This is a genomic window from Caldimonas sp., assembly GCF_046291045.1.
Lineage (GTDB): Bacteria > Pseudomonadota > Gammaproteobacteria > Burkholderiales > Burkholderiaceae_C > Caldimonas.
This window is the reverse complement of the sequence record NZ_JBKBSL010000015.1, coordinates 1-17289: the sequence shown is the minus strand read 5'-3', so window position 1 is coordinate 17289 and position 17289 is coordinate 1. Positions and strand designations below refer to the sequence as shown.

At 67.7% G+C, this 17289-nt stretch carries 12 protein-coding genes; 2 read left to right on the top strand and 10 right to left on the bottom strand.

The annotated features are described in order from the left end of the window. The 9 genes from ACK4ZD_RS07255 to ACK4ZD_RS07215 form a co-directional block, all read right to left on the bottom strand. The gene (locus ACK4ZD_RS07255; RefSeq protein ID WP_409660067.1) at window positions 1-2667 is read right to left on the bottom strand and encodes a T6SS effector BTH_I2691 family protein; all 2667 of its coding nucleotides are present in this window, start codon (window positions 2665-2667) and stop codon (window positions 1-3) included. Beyond that, window positions 2664-3608: a DUF4123 domain-containing protein gene (locus tag ACK4ZD_RS07250; RefSeq protein ID WP_409660065.1), complete on the bottom strand. Its 945-nt coding sequence runs from the start codon at window positions 3606-3608 to the stop codon at window positions 2664-2666. Before ACK4ZD_RS07250 ends, ACK4ZD_RS07255 begins: the two co-directional genes overlap by 4 nt. Next, the gene (locus ACK4ZD_RS07245) at window positions 3605-6424 is read right to left on the bottom strand and encodes a type VI secretion system Vgr family protein (protein ID WP_409660063.1); all 2820 of its coding nucleotides are present in this window, start codon (window positions 6422-6424) and stop codon (window positions 3605-3607) included. The genes ACK4ZD_RS07250 and ACK4ZD_RS07245 overlap by 4 nt, the downstream gene beginning before the upstream one ends. A gap of 153 nt (window positions 6425-6577) precedes the next feature. Next, entirely contained in the window at window positions 6578-7051 is a 474-nt protein-coding gene (locus tag ACK4ZD_RS07240; RefSeq protein WP_409660062.1) for a MarR family winged helix-turn-helix transcriptional regulator, read from the bottom strand. A gap of 47 nt (window positions 7052-7098) precedes the next feature. Further along, window positions 7099-8886 (bottom strand): acyl-CoA dehydrogenase, encoded by a 1788-nt coding sequence (locus ACK4ZD_RS07235; RefSeq protein WP_409660060.1) that lies wholly within the window; start codon window positions 8884-8886, stop codon window positions 7099-7101. Between the two features lie 6 nt (window positions 8887-8892). Next, window positions 8893-9879: a Bug family tripartite tricarboxylate transporter substrate binding protein gene (locus ACK4ZD_RS07230; RefSeq protein ID WP_409660058.1), complete on the bottom strand. Its 987-nt coding sequence runs from the start codon at window positions 9877-9879 to the stop codon at window positions 8893-8895. A gap of 46 nt (window positions 9880-9925) precedes the next feature. Then, on the bottom strand, window positions 9926-10693 hold the full coding sequence (locus ACK4ZD_RS07225) for an SDR family NAD(P)-dependent oxidoreductase (protein WP_409660057.1): 768 nt from the start codon (window positions 10691-10693) through the stop codon (window positions 9926-9928). Next, a complete protein-coding gene (locus ACK4ZD_RS07220) occupies window positions 10690-12582 on the bottom strand; it encodes a feruloyl-CoA synthase (RefSeq protein WP_409660055.1) in 1893 nt (630 codons plus the stop codon). Before ACK4ZD_RS07220 ends, ACK4ZD_RS07225 begins: the two co-directional genes overlap by 4 nt. Beyond that, window positions 12579-13385 carry a crotonase/enoyl-CoA hydratase family protein gene (locus ACK4ZD_RS07215; protein WP_409660053.1) on the bottom strand — a complete coding sequence of 269 codons (807 nt, stop codon included), beginning with the start codon at window positions 13383-13385 and terminating at the stop codon, window positions 12579-12581. Before ACK4ZD_RS07215 ends, ACK4ZD_RS07220 begins: the two co-directional genes overlap by 4 nt. A gap of 243 nt (window positions 13386-13628) precedes the next feature. Here ACK4ZD_RS07215 and ACK4ZD_RS07210 point away from each other — a divergent pair, with 243 nt between their 5' ends. Then, the gene (locus tag ACK4ZD_RS07210; protein ID WP_409660052.1) at window positions 13629-14492 is read left to right on the top strand and encodes an amidohydrolase family protein; all 864 of its coding nucleotides are present in this window, start codon (window positions 13629-13631) and stop codon (window positions 14490-14492) included. Between the two features lie 6 nt (window positions 14493-14498). Here ACK4ZD_RS07210 and ACK4ZD_RS07205 read toward each other — a convergent pair whose 3' ends face one another. Continuing rightward, a complete protein-coding gene (locus ACK4ZD_RS07205; RefSeq protein WP_409660050.1) occupies window positions 14499-14996 on the bottom strand; it encodes a MarR family winged helix-turn-helix transcriptional regulator in 498 nt (165 codons plus the stop codon). A gap of 179 nt (window positions 14997-15175) precedes the next feature. Between ACK4ZD_RS07205 and ACK4ZD_RS07200 the strand changes: the two genes are divergently transcribed. After that, window positions 15176-16891, top strand: coding sequence for a tannase/feruloyl esterase family alpha/beta hydrolase (locus ACK4ZD_RS07200; protein WP_409660048.1), 1716 nt, complete (start codon window positions 15176-15178; stop codon window positions 16889-16891). The last annotated feature ends 398 nt before the right edge of the window (window positions 16892-17289 follow it).

Genomic DNA, 17289 nt, shown 5'->3' with positions numbered 1-17289 from the left:
TCAGCTCACCTCCTGGAAGGCCACATACAGCTCTTGCAACTCCACCTCCAGCGCCGTGAAGGATGGGTCCGACACCCGCGGGTTGGGCCGGAAGACGCTGCGGTCGCACCACTCTTCCAAGGCATCCTCCAGGAACACGAACATCAACACCGTCAGCCCCAGGGACACCCACGTCAGGCAGCTCACCACACGCAGCAGGATCACCACCCGCGCCACCGTGGCGCCTGCCGCAGGGCGCGCCAGCCAGTGGGCTGCCCGAGCGAATCCGGCCGCGCTACTGGACACCACCATCGGTAACCCTCGCTGGACAGCCAATCTATGCAAATACTCAAACAACGGCCCACAAAACGAAAACCCGATGGCCACGCCCAGGAAGGCGCTCATCATCTGCGCGGTGCCACGGACCCGCAGTGCGAACACCAAGGCGGTTCTACCTCTTTGCCTCGCCTCACTCGCATCCACAAAATCATAAGCCGCCCCAATCGCCCCGGCGAAGCCGGCCAGGCTGCCGGCAAACAGCTTGAGCCCGCCCAGGCTGATGGCCGCACCGCGCGCGCTCATCGTCACGCTGCGGTAGTGCTTTTGCACCCATTCCACCCCCACCGCAAACCCTTCGAAGCCCGCGGCCACCAGTGCCAGCGCGGAGCCCATCACCAGCGCCACTTCGCGGCTGCCGGCCTGGTCCTGCCCCATCTCCCGCGCCCGCACGAGCAGCCCCACCGCCTCGATCAGCGCGATCACTCCGGCGGCCCTGAGCTTGTAGGCGTCCCCGGCGGCTCCTTGCGCCACCTCGTGCTGCAGCGCCTCGCGCACCCGGCGCACCGCCTGGCTTTGCACCCGCTGTGCGTCAGGCGTGAGGTTGGTCGCCGCATGCGCCAGCTCCGACAACCTCACCCTCGCGTTCAGCCGCCCCAGGCTGGCGGACAGCAAGGCCATGTAGCGCGCCATCGCCGCATTGGCCTGGCCGTTCAGGCCCAGCTTGAACAGCGCCTGCCCCATGGCCGTGTACACCGCTGCGCCCATGCTGACGAACACCCCGTTGTAAGACGGGGAACTGGGCTGTGTCGCCAGGGCCTCTTGCGTCTTGGCAAAGGCGTCCACCGCCCGCTGCATGCCGCTCTGGGCAAGGTCGAGCGTGCGCCACCAGGTGCTTGAGCGGCCTTGCGCGGTGGCATCCATGGCGGCCTGCCGGGCCGAGGCCAGCGATGCGCGCACGGCCGCCTCGATGTCCTCCTGGTTCAGGCAGTAGGCCCGCATCAGCAGATTGCCTGCGTCGATGCCCTCATCGGCCGCCCAGCGCATGACCAGTGCCGCCCCCGCCTCGGTGTAGTTCATGCCGTGCAGGGCCGCCCCGATCTGGTCGGCGAACGCCTGGCCCGAGGCCGGGTGGGTGCGGTCGAAGGCATGCAGCGCTTCGCGCAGGGGGCGCCCTTGCAGCCAGGCCAGATGGTCGTCGACTCGGGCGATCACCTGGTCATGCACCGCAGCAGCCATGCGCTCGTAGGCCTGCCGAAACGGCTCCATCCCGGGCAGGCGCCTGGCATATTTCTGCCACGCTTGGGGCGCTTGCTCGCGAACGCGCGCCATGGCGCGTTCGTAGTTGGCTTGCCGGGCTTGACGGGCTCGAGCGACGTCGTCCTCGACGGCGCGTGCATCACCGTCGCGCCCCATGGAGCGCAGTTGGCGGGCTGTGTTCAGCCGTCGCTTCATGTACTGCTCGCTGGATCGCTCATGCTGCACCATGAAGTCCTGCTGCCGCCCGATGGCCCCCCGGATCATCGCTTCGCGTACATCGTCCATCGCTCCCAGCACGTGGGTCTTGCGTTCGTTGGTGGCGCCCGTGGCCGGATCGGTTTGTTGCAGCCACGGCCTGAGGGGATCGATCGCGGCGTTGCGGTGGTTGTTGAGCTCCTGCACGATACCCAGGGCATCGTGGACCACAAACACCGCACCCTCGAGCTTGCGCAGTTTCTCGGCCAGCTTGGCCAGCCGCCCGTTCGCGGCACCGTCGCTGCGGGCTTGAGGCGTGGCGGGATGGGGGAACAGTTGCGCCTGCATCAGGCGGCCCAGTTCAGTCCCGCTGGCGTGCTCGCCTCTGGCCTGCAGCCACTCGGGGACGTGGGTGTCAAGCAGGTCCGGGCGCAGGGTATGAGGCTGCGCATGGGCGCGTGCTCTGGCCCAGGCCCTCGGATCGAAGGCCTGCAAACGCCCCTGGGCTTCGTAAGCCGCGGCGTTGTGCTTGTACTCACGCAGCTTGGCCGGCGTCAGGGCCACCGGATTGAACAGAAACCACGCCCTCTCGACCTTGTCCACCTGCTCGATGGCCACACAGCTGGCATCGATGCCGCAGGTATTGCGCTCACAGTTGAATTCAGGCTTGAGGCTGGGCGGCCGATCCGCCGGAAACGTGTACAGAAAACCTTCTTCGTTGACGGCGTAGGCTTGCCACGACTTGATGCCCATGCGTTGCACCAGGACGTACAGGAAGCCTTCGCGCAGCAACCGCGGTGCGTAGACGGCCCGGCTCAACGCGATGTCGCTCACGCCCTGGCCGAGGCTCGGGGGCAGGGGCGGCAGCAAGGCAGCGGCTCGCTCTCCCACCACGGCCGCGTAGCGCAAGGGCAGGATGAGCAGGCCCTTCTTGTCGCAGAATTTGCAGTCTTTCATGTGAGATCGGCTGTGTCGTGCACCGGTGCAAGCAGCACATGCGCCAGGTGCTCTTCGATGTAGTCCCTCAAGGGAACTCCCTCACGGCTGGCCTGGATTGCTCGCAAGACCTGTGGGTGGTCCCAGAATGCTCCATGTCCGACCTGCGGCCAACTGAGCATTGCCGCAGCGCCTGCTGCAAGATTGGCCGTGTCTCGAAGACCGAGTTGCTGGACAGCGACCACAGCCGCATCAACGGCGGGGTAGCCGAAGGCGGCGGCCGGCTTTTGCCACGCGTACAACACCTGATACGCGGCGTTGACAACCTCCGCACGCAGCAAGGCTGCTGATGCACGGTCATCGAGAACCAGCATGGAGTCTTGCGATCGCGGCTCCTGCAGCTCCTGCGGGGCACTGAGCTTGTGCAGTGAACCGTCACGCCGCACAAAATGCCAGTGCTCGATCGGTCCCATCCACCGGGCGCGCTGGGATTCGTTCAACCAGTGCCACAGCACATCCAGCACCCACGGGTCGTAGTAGCGTAGAAACGCAGCGCGCGGATATCCATGAAGGCGCACGTCCAGCAGGGTTTGCAAGTGTGCGCGAAGCTGCACCATCGAGACGTGCGGTGAAGCAAGCAGCCAATGACCAGGCCAATGCGGTGGGTCTGCCTGCCTTGGGCGCCCCGTGAGCGTGATCAACTGCTCCATCAGTTCCCTGTCTTCTTCCTGGAAGCTGAGCAGCACGGGTGCACGATGAGTGGCTTGCCCGAATAGCGCGTGCCGCAACACCTGCGCCGTCTGCCGCTGACCTTGCAGGCATCGATTCACGGAGTCCCCGACCGGCGCTGGCAACGCAACGTAGCGGTCGATCAAGGCATACACCGCTCCCCGCTCGCGCAAGTGGTCGTCGACCACGGCGCTCAGCCACGGCACCACCGGTTCCACCTCGTCTTCGATCATGGCCACACCACCGCCGCATGTTGCTCGGCGGCCTCATCCATGCGCATCGCACAGGCCTTGAGCGTCCCTGTCTGGGGCATCTGCAACGACGCTTCGGCACTCCCCGCCCCCTCCAGGCTGCGCAAGGTGGCCTTGAACTGCGCCCGCCCCGGGGTGGTCAGGGTGATGTTGGGGCCCTCGATCTTCAGGCCCGAGCCGGCGGCGGTCATGAGCAGGTGTTTGGGCGCCTGCAGGCGGATGCCCGCGTGGGTGCTGGCCACGTCGATGCGGCCCTGCGCCGCAATGCGCGTGGCGGCGCTGGCGCTGCGGCTCATCACGCTGCCACTGGCGGCGTGCAGGCGGATGCCGGTGTCTTGCACGGGGCGCCGCGGGTTGCTGGCACGCCCGTAGGTGTAGGCCACGATGCCTTGCGCGGCCATCACGCTGTGGTGGCGCTGGGCCAGCTGTTGCAGGTCCTGCCCGGCCACCAGGCTCAAGCTGGCGCCGGCGCTCGCGAGGTGGTGCGCCGGGGTGGTGAAGACCAGCCCGCCCGGGGCGCAGGCCAGCAGCTCGGGGCGGCGCCAGGCGCTCACACTCCCGTGGCCACCGTCGATCAGGGCCTCTGCGCTGGCCCCCACGGTGTCGGTGGCGGCCAGGCTGGCCTGGGCGGCCTGCCAGGCGGTGTGGTTGGCCAGTTGGTCGCTTTGCGGCTGGGCTTCGGTGTGGGCCTGGTGCTCGCGGGCGCTTTGCGCGAGGCTGCGCTGGAGCTGCTGGCCGCGGCCGAGCTGGGCCTGGGCTTCGCGGGTGTCGAGCTGGTGGGTCGCTTGTGTGGAGCCGCTGGGGCGGGCATGCGCACAAAGCAGCAGGCCCGCGCCGGCGCGCACGGCCCCCCAGGCCTGGGTGCGCAGCTCGGCGCCATGGCCTCGGGGGTGCAGCCGCTGGTTGTCGCGCTGGTCCAGCAGGTGGCCGAGCTGCAGCTGGCTGTGGGCGGTGGTGCTGCTCAGTTCGATGCGGCCCTGGGCCGCGCTGTCATCGAAGACGAGCTGGTTGCAGCCTCCCGTGCCGTCCTGGCTGTGGGTCAGTTCCTGGCTCTTGTAGCCCGACAGCACGGCCGCATGCTGGTGGCCTTCGTGCAGGGTGGGCTGGGCATTGGTGGTGGTGGGCGCGGCGCCGCCAGGGAACCAGGCCGGGGCGTTGCCGGTGGTGCCGGCCGCCCCCGTGCCCACCTGGTTGCCCTGGGCGTCTTCGCATCCGCGGCCGTTGTACACCGCGCCCACGATGACCGGCCGGTCGATGTCGCCGTCGAGGAACTGCACCACCACTTCCTGGCCCCGGCGCGGCAGGAAGTTCGTGCCCCAGTTGTCGCCCGCCCAGGACTCGGCCACACGCACCCAGGTGCCGCTGGCATCGCTGGCCGGGGCGTGGTCGCGCCCGTCGTCGCTGTCGAGCCGGTGGCTGGAGCGGCTGCCGCGCTGCCAGTGGAACTGGATCTTGATGCGGTGGTCGCGGTCGGTGTGCACCGGCGCCTCGCCCTCGGCCACGACCACGGCGGTCTGGGCCCCCACGATGGTGGGGCGCGGCTGCAGCAGCACCTTGCCTTCGATGTCGTCGAGCACCGCCGCGCGCACGGGGTGGCTCAGCGGCAAGGCCACGATGTCGTTGTCGTACTCCCCCGCGTCGGCCAGCGTCTGCCCCTTCTCGACATCCACATGCGCGCGCGCGTCAGCGCGCAGGTTGTTGCGTGCCCGGTGCACCACGCGCAGCACGGCGTAGCGGGCGGCTTCGGCAGGCCCTTGGGCATGCCTTGGGTGGTCGGTCAGGACGAAGTGACCGCCGGCGTGCAGATGTCGGACGCTGCCACGCCCTTGTGCAAGATGCGAGCGGGAGGCCAGGGCTTCGAGCCAGCGGCACGCCAATCGCTCGCCCTGGGAACTGTCTTCGTAGGCGTACAGGCCGGGCACGTCGATCCAGTGAGTGTCAGCTGCGGCACAGGCGTCGCCCGCATGCGTGTGCACGGGGCGCAAGCCCACGCTGCGGTAGTCCCAACTGGCCAGACTGACCTGCGCCACGTGCGTGCGTCGCATCTGCGCCCAATGCTGCAGGCCCTCTTCGCTCACGCTGGCCAGCGTCTGGGTGTAGCGCACGTGTTCAGGCCGCGCCGGGGTCAACGCGCCATTGTGGTCGGCAATGACCAAGGTGTGCCGCCCGAGGCTGTCGTCCGCCTCGGCCTGGTGCTCGAACCACCAGAACAGCCCTTCCTCACGCAGCAGCCGGGCCACGAAGTCGAGGTCGCTTTCCTGGTACTGGATGCACAGCGAGCGTTCGGGATAGTGCGGCTCGTCGGCCAGGGCCCAGCGCCACGCGGGCATCAACTCGCCCTGGGCCTGGTAACGTGCAAAAACCTGCTCGACGATGCCCTTGACGCTCAAGCGCTGGAAGCAGCGGCTGTCCACGCGGTGGGCCAGCAGGCTCAGCCAGGGTTCGATGACCAGCGCATGGCGCACCAAGCCACCGTCCGAACCAAGCAGGCTGGCATGGGTCACGTGGCCGTGGAAGGGGCGCGGCTCGGTGCGGCTGGCCGCGGTGAGCAGGTCCAGCCGCACAGGCCGGCCGATGAGTTCGTCCAGCGCCAGCGAGGCACTCACGCTCAGGGCCGTCAGTTCGATCCGAAAGCCGCACACGCCGTCGCTCGGGCCGATGCTTTCCGTGATCGTCGCCTGCTCGGCCAGCAGCACGTCCGGCCCAAGCGGCGTGTGCAGGCGCAGCAGCCGCGCGTTCTGGCTGAATCCCGCCTGCGCAGCTCGCGCCACCTCGGCCAGGTCGGACAGGTTGGTCATGAGCGGGCTCCTCCCTGGAAGCCTTGTTGATCTAAGTGCCGCGCAGTATGCGCATCCCCGAGTGGCGTCGGAAGACACTCACTCGAGGGAATTACCAGCGTTTACAGGAAGCAAGGTTTGGTTACGCCGCCCGCTGCCCCGAGAAAAGGGCCATCAGACCCGCCGGTGGCGAGCGACCTTCTGCAGCAGCTCGATCAGGATGGCGCGTTCGGCCTCGCTGAGGTGTCGCAGCAGGTCCTGCTCCATCGTGAGCGACACCTCATGGGCCTTCTTCGCCAGCGCCTGGCCCTTGCGGGTCAGGCGCACGTACTGGGCGCGGCGGTCGGCCTCGCTGCGCACGCGGATGATGAGCTCGCGCTCCTCCAGCCGGTCGAGCAAGATGGTGGTGTTGGGCGCCGACACGGCCAGCGCCTGGGCGAGCTGCTTTTGCGTGACGTCGGCGTTGTGCAGCACCAGCATCAGGATGGTGAACTCCACCGGACGCAGTTGCAGCGGCTCGCCGATGTGCTTGAAGAAGATCTTGCGCGTGGGCACCTCGGCCTGGGCGAGCTGGTAGCCCAGCACATGGCTCAGGCAGCTGGCGTCGAGGCCGTGGTGGATGGGGTCGCTGACAGGCGGGCTGGTCATGGCCGCGCCAGTGTACTGGGCCCAGTCCCGGTCCCAGACCATGGTCTTCACCCAGACCGGGACGCCGGCAGCACGGCCTGGCGCCGCCCCACCTGCTGCAGCCGCCATCCCGCTTCGGGCAGCAGCCACTCCAGGCCGTAGCGCGCCGCGTCGAACTGGGTGGCGTACCAGGCGTCGGCCCGTCGGGGTGCGGCAAAGCGCGCCGTGCGCAGCCAAGCCCAGCCCATCAGCACCCAGCCGAAGGCCTGCAGGTAATCGTCGGCCACACGGTAGGCCCAGGTCGGGTCGTCCTGCCGGCCCACGTAGAGCCGGGCCGTCGCCTCACGCAAAGCGTCCACCTGCGCCTGCAGTGCGGCCGCCAAGTCCTCCAGCTCGGGACAGCCGGTCCGCACCGGCTCGGCGCGAGCGGCCTGCAGCTCCGCATCGATCACCCCCATCGCTTCGGCAAAGCGATGGCAGCCGTCCTCGAAGAGCTTGCGCTGCAGCAGGTCGATCGCCTGGATCTCGTTGCTACCCTCGTAGATCATCGTGATGCGGCTGTCGCGCACGGCCTGCTCGATGCCGTGGTCGCGCAGGTAGCCGTGGCCGCCCCAGACCTGCAGTGCCGCATCGACGGCCTGGTGGGCGGTGTCCGTGAAGAAGGCCTTGACCACCGGGGTGAGCAGTTCCACCAGCCGCCGGGCACGCCCGCGCAGCGCCGGTTCCACATGGTGTTCGGCTTCGTCCAGCCACAGGGCCGTGGCCATGGCCAGCAGGCGCTGCCCCTGGGCGAGGGATTCCAGGCGCCACAGGGTGCGCCGCACCGCAGGATGTTCGGCGATCGCGCTGGGGCCTTCGCGGCTGCCGGGCGCACGCGACTGATGCCGCTCCAGCGCATAGCGCCAGGCGTTCTGGCGCGCCATCTCCAGGTGTCCCAAGCCCTGCACGCCCACCAGCAGGCGGGCGGCGTTCATCATCAGGAACATCGCGGCCAGGCCGCGATGAGGTTCGCCCACCAGCCAGCCGGTAGCGCCATCGAATCGCAGCACGCAGGTGGCGCTGCCACGCAGGCCCATCTTGTGCTCGATGCCGTCGCAATGCACCGCGTTGCGACGGCCATCGGGCAGGATCTTCGGCACCAGGGCCAGCGACAGGCCCCGGCTGCCCGGCGGGGCCTCGGGCAGGCGCACCAGCACCAGGTGCACAAGGTTGTCGGCGAGGTCGTGCTCGCCGCCCGAGATGAAGATCTTGCTACCGCTCACCTTCACCTCACCGCCGGATTCGATGGCGTCGGCACGCGCGCCCACCGGCTCGGCCCGCGTGCGCACCAGACCCAGGTCCGAACCGGCCTGGGCTTCGGTCAGGCACATCGTGGCCAGCCACTCGCCGCTGACGATGCGCGGCAGATAGCGCTGCTGCAGCTCGGGCGTGCCATGCGCCAGCAGGCACTCGTAGGCGCCGTGCGCCAGGCCCGGGTACATGGCCCACGCATGGTTGGCGCTGTGCAGCATCTCGTTAAGCGCCAGATACAAGCCCATGGGCAGTCCTTGCCCCCCCCAGTCGGGGTGGCACGCCAGCGACGGCCAGCCGGCCTCGACATAGGCTCGGTAGGCCTGTCGAAAGCCGGCAGGAGTGCGCACCTCGCCGCCATCCCAGGTGCAGCCCTCACGGTCGCCAGCGGCGTTCAGCGGCGCCAGCACCTCGGCGGCGAAACGGCCGGCCTCCTCCAGCACCTGCCGAGCCGTGGCGGCATCGACCTCGGCATAAGGGGGCAGACTCGCCCACCGTGCGGGCGCCTCCAGCACATCTTCCAGGACGAACCGGAGCTCACGCAGCGGTGGGGCGTAGGACCACATCGGCGATCAAGCCTCCGGCTTGAACTCCACGCGCGTGACGATCGGTCCCCAGGCAGCATGCTCACGCTTGACGGCAGCGGCCAGCTCGGCCGGCGTGTTCGCGCCCGCCTCCACGCCCAGCTGGGCGAAGGCCTCGACCACGTCAGGGGCACTCACCGCCGCCTTGATGGCCTGGGCGGCACGTTGCGTCACGTCCGCCGAGGCCTGGCCCGGCAGGAAGAAGCCGTACCACTCGTTCATCTCCAGCGCTTTGAAGCCCTGCTCGGTGTAGGTGGGCACGTTGGGCGCAAAGCGCGAGCGCGTGGCGCCCGAGGTCGCCAACAGGCGCAGGCGGCCGCTGGCCAAATGCGGCAGGTAGTCGCCCACTGGCGACGAAAAAGCTGCCACTTGGCCTCCCAGCAGATCCTGGATGCCGGGGGCCGAGCCGCGGTACGGCACATGGTTGAGCGGCACCCCGCTTTCTTTGGACAGCAAGGCGCCGATGAAATGCGGCGGCGATCCGGCGCCCGGCGAGCCGTAGTTCGCCCCCTTCGGATTGGCCTTGGCCCACTCCAAGTAGCTCTTGATGTCCTTCACCGACTCAGGTACGGCCGGGCCCACGCCAAAGCCGAACACAATGGTTCCGGCGGTGCACACCGGGGTCACATCCTCAGGCTTGTACGACAGCGAGCGGTAGATGTGCGGGTACAGCGTGATCATCGCCGCCGGCGTGAGCAGAAGATGGGCCCCGTCGTTCGGACTGCGCTTGAGTTCTTCGACCGCCAAGCGCCCGCCTGCACCGGGCTTGTTCTCGACCAGGGCCACGCGCGCATAGCTGCCACGTAGCTTGTCGGCCACGCGGCGCGACACCGCATCGGTGGTGCCGCCCGCCGGAAAGCCGCACAGCACACGCACGGTGTCGAGGGTTTGGGCCAGGCTCAGCCCGGGTGCGAGCCCGAAACCGGTGGCCGCGGCCGCACCGCCATAGGCCAGAAACTGTCTGCGATCGATCATGGTTTGTCTCCTCTGTGGGGGTTCATCAGGGAATCGAACGGCCGCTTCAGCGCGGAGGCAAGCGCAAGGCGCCGTCCAGGCGGATGACCTCGCCGTTGAGCGAGGCGTTGGTGACGATGTGCGCGGCGAGCTGGGCGAACTCCTCGGGTTTGCCCAGGCGCTTCGGGAAGGGGATGGAGGCGGCCAGCGACTGCTGCACATCCTGGGGCAACTCGTGCAGCAGCGGCGTGAGGAAGAGGCCCGGCGCGATCGTGCACACGCGCACCCCGAACTGCGCCAGGTCGCGCGCCAGAGGCAGCGTGAGGGAGACGATGCCACCCTTGGACGCGGCATAGGCCTCCTGGCCCACCTGGCCGTCGTAGGCCGCCACCGACGCCGTGTTGACGATCACGCCGCGCTCGCCGTCGTCCAGCGGATCGAGCTGGAGCATCTGCGCCGCCACCAGGCGGATCACGTTGAAGGTGCCCACCAGGTTGACGTTCACGATGCGCTGGAAGTCCTCCAGGGGCATGGGCGTGCCGTCCCGGCCCACGAGACGCCGAGCGCCGCCGATGCCGGCCACGTTCATCAGCACGCGCGCGGGGCCGTGGGCCTGGCGGGCGGCGTCGAGCGCCGCGCTCACGCTCGCGCTGTCCGTGATGTCGCAGCGCAGCGCCAGGCCGCCGATCTCGGCCGCCACGTCCTGCGCTGCCGCCTCGTTGATGTCGAGCAAAGCCACCTTGGCCCCCTGCCGCGCCAGCTCACGCGCGGTTTCGGCGCCCAAGCCCGAACCTGCCCCCGTCACGAGTGCTGCCAATCCGGAAAAAATCTTCATGATCTGTCCTGTCGGTCTTTGCGGGGCAAGATCACATAGGGATCGGCTGCTTCGCCGCGGTACAGCGCCTCGACCAGCGCCTCACGGCACTGCAGCACGGCGCGCTGGTTGATCGACCCCTTGTCGGTGATCTCTCCCTTGTCAATGGAGGGCGGCTCGACCAGCACGTGGGCACGCGCCACCCGGTTGGCGCTGCCGGTGCCTTCGCGCCACAGCCGGTCGGTGAGCGCCTGGAAGAACGCTCGCACCGCCGGGTGATGCAACACCTCGGGGGTCGGCACCTGCCCCCCTAGACCGGCGAGCTTGCGGCATTCGTCCACGCGCGGAAAGATCAGCATGCCGATCTCATCGCGGTTCAACCCGGTGATCACCGCATCTTGCACACAGGGCGCGCCCAGCGCGATGATCTTCGCCCGTAGCGGGCCCACGCTCACGAAGGTGCCCGTGGAGAGCTTGAAGTCCTCGGCAATGCGGCCATCAAAGAGCAAGCCCTTTTGCGGGTCGGCCGGATCCACCCATTTCACGGCATCCCCGGTGCGGTAGTAGCCCTCCTCGTCGAAGGCCTCGGCGCTGAGCCCCGGCTGCCGCCAGTAGCCCGGCATCACGTTGGGTCCACGGAAGCGGATCTCGGTCTTGCCGTAGCGGGCATCGCCGTCGGGCACGAGCTTGACCTCCACGCCGGGACAGGGCAGACCGATGTGGCCCGAGCGGACTTCTCCGGCCCTCAGCGCAAAGGTGCACGAAGGCGCCGTCTCCGTCATGCCCAGGCCGGTGAAGATCGGAATGCGTTCACCCACCGTGCGCTCTGCCAGACGATCGAGCTGGTCCCACACCGCCTGGCTCAAGCCAGCGCCGGCAAACATGAAGGCCTTGACCCTGCGCAGCAGCGACTCACGCAGCACCGCGTCGTCTTCCATCGCCGCGGCGATCTCCTCGAAGCCCTTGGGCACGTTGAAGTACATCGTCGGCGAGATCTCGCGCAGATTGCGCAACGTCTCGGCGATACCGGCCGCCGTGGGCTTGCCCTCGTCAATGTAGAGCGTGCCGCCGTTGTAGATCGTGAGCCCCGTGTTGTGGTTGCCACCGAAAGTGTGGTTCCAAGGCAGCCAGTCCACCAAAACCGGCGGCTCGTCGGCCAGGAAGGGAAAAGCCTGGCGCTTCATCTGCTGATTGGCGCACAGCATTCGCTGGGTGTTGATCACCCCTTTGGGCGCCTTGGTCGAACCGGAGGTGAACAGGAACTTGACGATGGTGTCCGGCCCGACTTTGGCGTGCGCCGCATCGACCTGCGCGCCGGGCGAGGTATCGAGCAGCGCCGCAAAGGGCGTGATGCGGCGCCCGGCGAGTTCGCCCTCGGTAAGAACCACCTCCACGTCCGGCGCGACCACCGCCTCGATGGCGCGGCCGTATCGCGCATCGGAGGCGAACACCAGGCCTGGCGTGACGGTCTCCATGATGTGGCGCAGCTTGCCGAAGTCCTGCGACACCAGCGAGTACGCTGGCGAGACCGGCACATAGGGAACACCGGCCCACATCGCCCCCAGCGCCAGCGTGAGGTGCTCCAAGTCGTTGTCCGACAGGATGGCCACCGGCCGATCGGGCGAGAGCCCGCGCAGCACCAACGCCTGCCCCACCGCTTGGGCGCGAGCGAGCATCCGGTCATAGCTCAAACGGCGCCACTCACCGCGGGTGCCATCGGGCCGCCGCTCACGCTGGGCCACCAAGGTGCGGTCGGGGGCCACCCGGGCCCAGTGCTCCAGGCGGTCCGTCAGGCGCGCCGGATAAGGCTCCAACGGCTCGGTGGAACGCAGCACGACGCTGCCGTCGGCTCGCCGCTCCACGGTGGCCGACAGGCACCCCCCCACCGGTGTGGCGCGGTAGCGCGTCATGGCTTGCCCACCTTTGCCGCCTTGCCCTCAAGGAAGGCGCGCATGCGGTCCTTCGCGGCCGGATCGCCCTGAGCAATGGCCGCGGTGAGGGACTCGACGAACAGGCCCTGGGCCTGCGACATCTCGGCGATACGCGGCAGGGCCTGCATCACCGCAAAATTCGACAGCGGCGCGTTGCTGGCGATCCTGCGCGCCAGCTCCATCGCCTTGGCCACCCCCTGGCCTTGGCCGACACGGTAGTGCGACAGGCCTGCCGCCTGCCCTTCGTCCGCATCGAGCACGCGGCCGGTGAGCATCATGTCGGTCATGCGCGCAACACCGATCAACCGCGGCACGCGCGCCGAGCCTCCCCCGCCCACGAAGAGACCGCGCTGCCCCTCGGGCAGGCCATAGAACGTGGAGTCCTCGGCCACTCGGATGTGGGCGGCCGCCGCCAGCTCCAGCCCGCCGCCCACGACCGCGCCATGCAGCACGGCCACCACCGGCACCCGACCGAACTGGACCTGCTCGAACGCCGCATGCCAGGCACGCGAATGCTCGATGCCCTCGGCCACGCTACGTTCGGCCAGCTCGGACAGATCCAGCCCGGCGCAGAAATGCTCGCCTTCGCCGCTGAGCACCACGGCTCGTGTGCTGTCGGGCAGGTGGATGAAGCAGGTATGAAGCTGGGCCACCAGGGCATCGCTGATGGCATTGCGCTTGGCCGGGCGGTTCAGGCGCACATGGGTCACCGCACCGTCGTGCTCGATCTTGAGCAGGTCCAGGGCAGCGAGCATGGCGTTGTCGGAAGGTGGGGAGGGCATGGGTATGATGTCGATCAATTGGTTAAGAAGAATAAACAATTGGCCTGGCTCAAGATCAAGGGTTTTCCCTCGTATCGAAGGGCAACAGATCGCCAGAAGTCGGTAGATATCAGGGATTTCCCAGGGATAATCGACCATCGGACCCGGTGTCTGGCGCCCACGGAGCACCGCCGGCTCACACGTCCAGAGCGACCCCAAGTCGTTAATGTTTATAATCAAAGCCACCTCACCGGGAGCCCATCCGTGAAGACCGAGAACCTCGTCGCCATCGACATTCACACCCATGCCGAGGTGTCCTGCTGGAACCCCTATGACAGCTACGGCGAGGAATACGACCGCGCGGCCGACAAGTACTTCCGCTCCAGCCGACGCCCCACCATCGACGAGAGCATTGCCTACTACCGCGAGCGCAACATCGGCCTGGTGATGTTCATGGTCGATGCCGAGGCCCAGCTGGGCCGGCGACGCATCCCCAACGAGGAGATCGCCGAAGCCGCCCGCAAGAACAGCGACATCATGATCGCCTTCGCCTCCATCGACCCGCACAAGGGCAAGATGGGCGCGCGCGAAGCACGCAGGCTGATCGAGGAACACGGCGTCAAGGGCTTCAAGTTCCACCCCACGGTCCAAGGCTTCTACCCCTACGATCGCATGGCCTGGCCCCTCTATGAAGTGATTGCCGAGCACAAGATGCCGGCCATCTTTCACAGCGGCCACTCCGGCATCGGATCGGGCATGCGTTGCGGCGGCGGGCTGCGGCTGGAGTACTCCAACCCCATGCACCTGGACGACGTGGCGATCCACTTTCCCGACATGCAAATCGTCATCGCCCACCCGTCGTGGCCTTGGCAGGACGAGGCCCTGAGTGTGGCCATGCACAAACCCAACGTATGGATCGACCTGTCGGGCTGGAGCCCCAAGTATTTCCCGGCGCAGCTCGTACAGTACGCCAACACCCTGCTGAAAGACCGCGTGCTTTTCGGCAGCGACTACCCGCTGATCACACCCGACCGCTGGATGAAAGACTTCGAGGAAGCCGGCTTCCGCGACGAGGTCAAGCCGCTCATCCTGAAAGCCAACGCACAGCGCCTGCTCGGCCTGAGCTGAGCGCACTCAGCCGCGCGAGCGCTCGGCTCGTGCGCAGGCCACCTTGTGCAGCAGCTCCAGCAGTATGGCTCTCTCACCGGCCGTCAAGTGCGCGTCCAGCGCCTGCCGCTCGGCATCGAGAATGCGTTGAGTGGCTGCCCGAGCCAGCGCGACGCCCTGTGCCGTCGCGTGCAGAACCTGCGAACGACGATCCCGTGAGCTCTGCTCACGCCGCACCAGCGCGCGCGATTCCAGTCGATCGACCCACATCGTGATGTTCGGCGCCGTCACCGCCAGAGCCCTCGCCAAACGCGCCAGCGACCCCCCGGGGTTTTCGACGATCAGCGTCAGCACCGTGTACTCCACCGGCCTCAAGCCGAAGGGACGCCCCACCTGGTCCCTGAAAACGGCGTCGGTGACGATGGCCGCTTGGGCCATCTGATAGCCCAGCACGTCGTGCAGCCGCGCCTCGTCGAGCCGGCCAGCCGGGGTGATGTCGTTGCGGGAAGGACGGTTGGAAGGCATGCCCCGGATTGTGCCCGCCGCACGGCACGGCCCATATGGTGAAGTGAATGAATGAATTCAGCCACCCTCCTAGGGTAAGCACCGTCTTCTACTTTGATATTTATTAATTAAGTTAACTAATTGTCTGGCAATGAACACGCCAGGCGATCCTCGTCACAGATCAAGTAGGAGACACCCTCATGCGCCACCCTTCCCCGCATTGCACCGCAAGGGCATCGGCCTTGCTGCTGGCCGTTTCATCCCTGGCCGCCTGCGGCGGCGGCAACGACACCCGTGCCCCCGACATCCCCCGGCTGTCTGCGGCCACTCCAGGCAGCTATGGCGGCGAGTGCGAGGCCCTCGCCACCACACTGGCCGGCTTGCCCAACACCACGATCACCGCAGCCACGACGGTGGCCGCGGGTGCATTGACTGTGGGGGGGCAAGCCGTTGCCGAGCACTGCCGTGTGACGGGTCGAATGTTCGAGCGCATCGGACCGATCGATGGGGCGACCTATGCCATCAGCTTCGAGCTGCGCTTGCCCAAGGCCTGGAACGGTCGCTTCTTTCACCAAGGCAATGGCGGACTCGATGGCAACGTCGTCACGGCCACGGGCAGCTTCGGCGGCGGACCGCTCACCCATGCACTGCACCAAGGCTTTGCCGTGCTCAGCTCCGATGCCGGTCATGCCGGCCCCACCCCGTCCTTCGGGCGCGACCCCCAAGCCCGACTCGACTATGGCTATCAGGCCGTCGGCAAGCTCACACCCATGGCCAAAGAGGCCATCCGGCGCGTCTACGGCAAAGCGCCCGATCGCTCGTACTTCGGAGGCTGCTCCAATGGAGGTCGCCACGCGATGGTGGCCGCCGCCCGCTACACCCAGGACTATGACGGGATCCTCGCTGGCGCACCCGGCTTCAACCTGCCGCTGGCCGCGGTGGCCAACATCTGGGGCGCTCAGCGTTACGCGACGGTGGCCACCGACCCGACCAACCTCTCCACGGCCTTCACCGCCTCGGAACGTGAGCTCGTCTCCCAAGCCGTGCTCGATCGCTGCGATGCCCTCGATGGCGCCGAAGACGGCATCGTGCAGGACACCACCGCCTGCCAGAGCGCGTTTGACCTGATGCGCGACGTGCCGACTTGTTCCGGCGCACGTGATGGCACCTGTCTGAGCGCGGACCAAAAGACCGTGATCGCCTCGATCTTCGAGGGTGCGAGGACCAGCGGTGGCACTCGCTTTTACGCGAGCTTTCCTTACGACCCAGGCCTGCGCGGCAGCGGCGTGGGGTTTTGGGAGTTCACCGCTCCTCTGGCGCTCGACTCCGGCGCCGTGGGCATCGTGTTCAAGGCGCCGCCGGAAAATCCGATCGGCTTCAACGGCCCGGCCTTTGCCCTGAACACGCCGGTGGACACGCTCTATGAGTTCATCCACAGCACCTCGCTGAGCTACACCGAGTCGGCCATGAGCTTCATGACCCCACCCAACCCGAGCGACCTGTCCACACTGCGCAATCGCGGCGGCAAGATGATCGTGTACCACGGGGTGTCGGACGCCATCTTCTCGGTGGACGACACCACGCGCTGGTATGAGGCCCTGAGCGCCAACCATGGCGGCGACGCCTCCAACTTCGCGCGCGTGTTCCGTGTTCCGGGCATGGGCCACTGCTCAGGGGGGCCGTCCACCGACCAGTTCGATGTGATCACGCCGCTGGTGCAATGGGTGGAGCAAGGCGTGGCGCCTGACCGCATCGTGGCCAGCGCCCGCGGAGCCGGCAACCCGGGTGGCACGAACACCGAAGTGCCGGGCGACTGGGCCGCTGACCGCACCCGCCCGTTGTGCCCGTACCCGAAGGTGGCGCGCTACAGCGGCTCGGGCAGCCTGGAAAGCGCGGAAAGTTTCGTTTGTCAGTGACGCGACAAGGAACGCCTCCGGCGAACGCGGGGCGAGGTCGTGATCTATGACACGCCCCCCTCACTTTTGGGGCTCCACTTCCGCCCTGGAAGTCCGATACTGACATCGGGCAAGTCCACCCGAGTGTGGAAGGCCGGTGGCTCCAGGCCACCCGCTCATCCGGTTGCTCCGCCGCTCGCGGACAGTCGGTCTTGCCCGCCAACACCCGTCGGCCCCCCCCAAGTGGGGGCCGATACCTTTCCGGCAAGGTCTTTTCGGTCGCTTGCCGCCCTACCCATCCCCCCACGGCAGCATCAAGGTCACCATCAGCAACGACTCGAACTCTTGTCGGAACCGGGCAGCGATGGCCTGCGGGTCAGGGCAGAGCTTGCGGTCGGTGATGAGGCCGAACTGCACAC

Coding starts and splice junctions, on each gene's coding strand:
- ACK4ZD_RS07235 (WP_409660060.1), bottom strand. CDS start 8,886: ATGTGGTCCTACGCCCCACCGCTGCGTGAGCTCCGGTTCGTCCTGGAA.
- ACK4ZD_RS07240 (WP_409660062.1), bottom strand. CDS start 7,051: ATGACCAGCCCGCCTGTCAGCGACCCCATCCACCACGGCCTCGACGCC.
- ACK4ZD_RS07200 (WP_409660048.1), top strand. CDS start 15,176: ATGCGCCACCCTTCCCCGCATTGCACCGCAAGGGCATCGGCCTTGCTG.
- ACK4ZD_RS07205 (WP_409660050.1), bottom strand. CDS start 14,996: ATGCCTTCCAACCGTCCTTCCCGCAACGACATCACCCCGGCTGGCCGG.
- ACK4ZD_RS07230 (WP_409660058.1), bottom strand. CDS start 9,879: ATGATCGATCGCAGACAGTTTCTGGCCTATGGCGGTGCGGCCGCGGCC.
- ACK4ZD_RS07225 (WP_409660057.1), bottom strand. CDS start 10,693: ATGAAGATTTTTTCCGGATTGGCAGCACTCGTGACGGGGGCAGGTTCG.
- ACK4ZD_RS07215 (WP_409660053.1), bottom strand. CDS start 13,385: ATGCCCTCCCCACCTTCCGACAACGCCATGCTCGCTGCCCTGGACCTG.
- ACK4ZD_RS07255 (WP_409660067.1), bottom strand. CDS start 2,667: ATGAAAGACTGCAAATTCTGCGACAAGAAGGGCCTGCTCATCCTGCCC.
- ACK4ZD_RS07245 (WP_409660063.1), bottom strand. CDS start 6,424: ATGACCAACCTGTCCGACCTGGCCGAGGTGGCGCGAGCTGCGCAGGCG.
- ACK4ZD_RS07250 (WP_409660065.1), bottom strand. CDS start 3,608: ATGATCGAAGACGAGGTGGAACCGGTGGTGCCGTGGCTGAGCGCCGTG.
- ACK4ZD_RS07220 (WP_409660055.1), bottom strand. CDS start 12,582: ATGACGCGCTACCGCGCCACACCGGTGGGGGGGTGCCTGTCGGCCACC.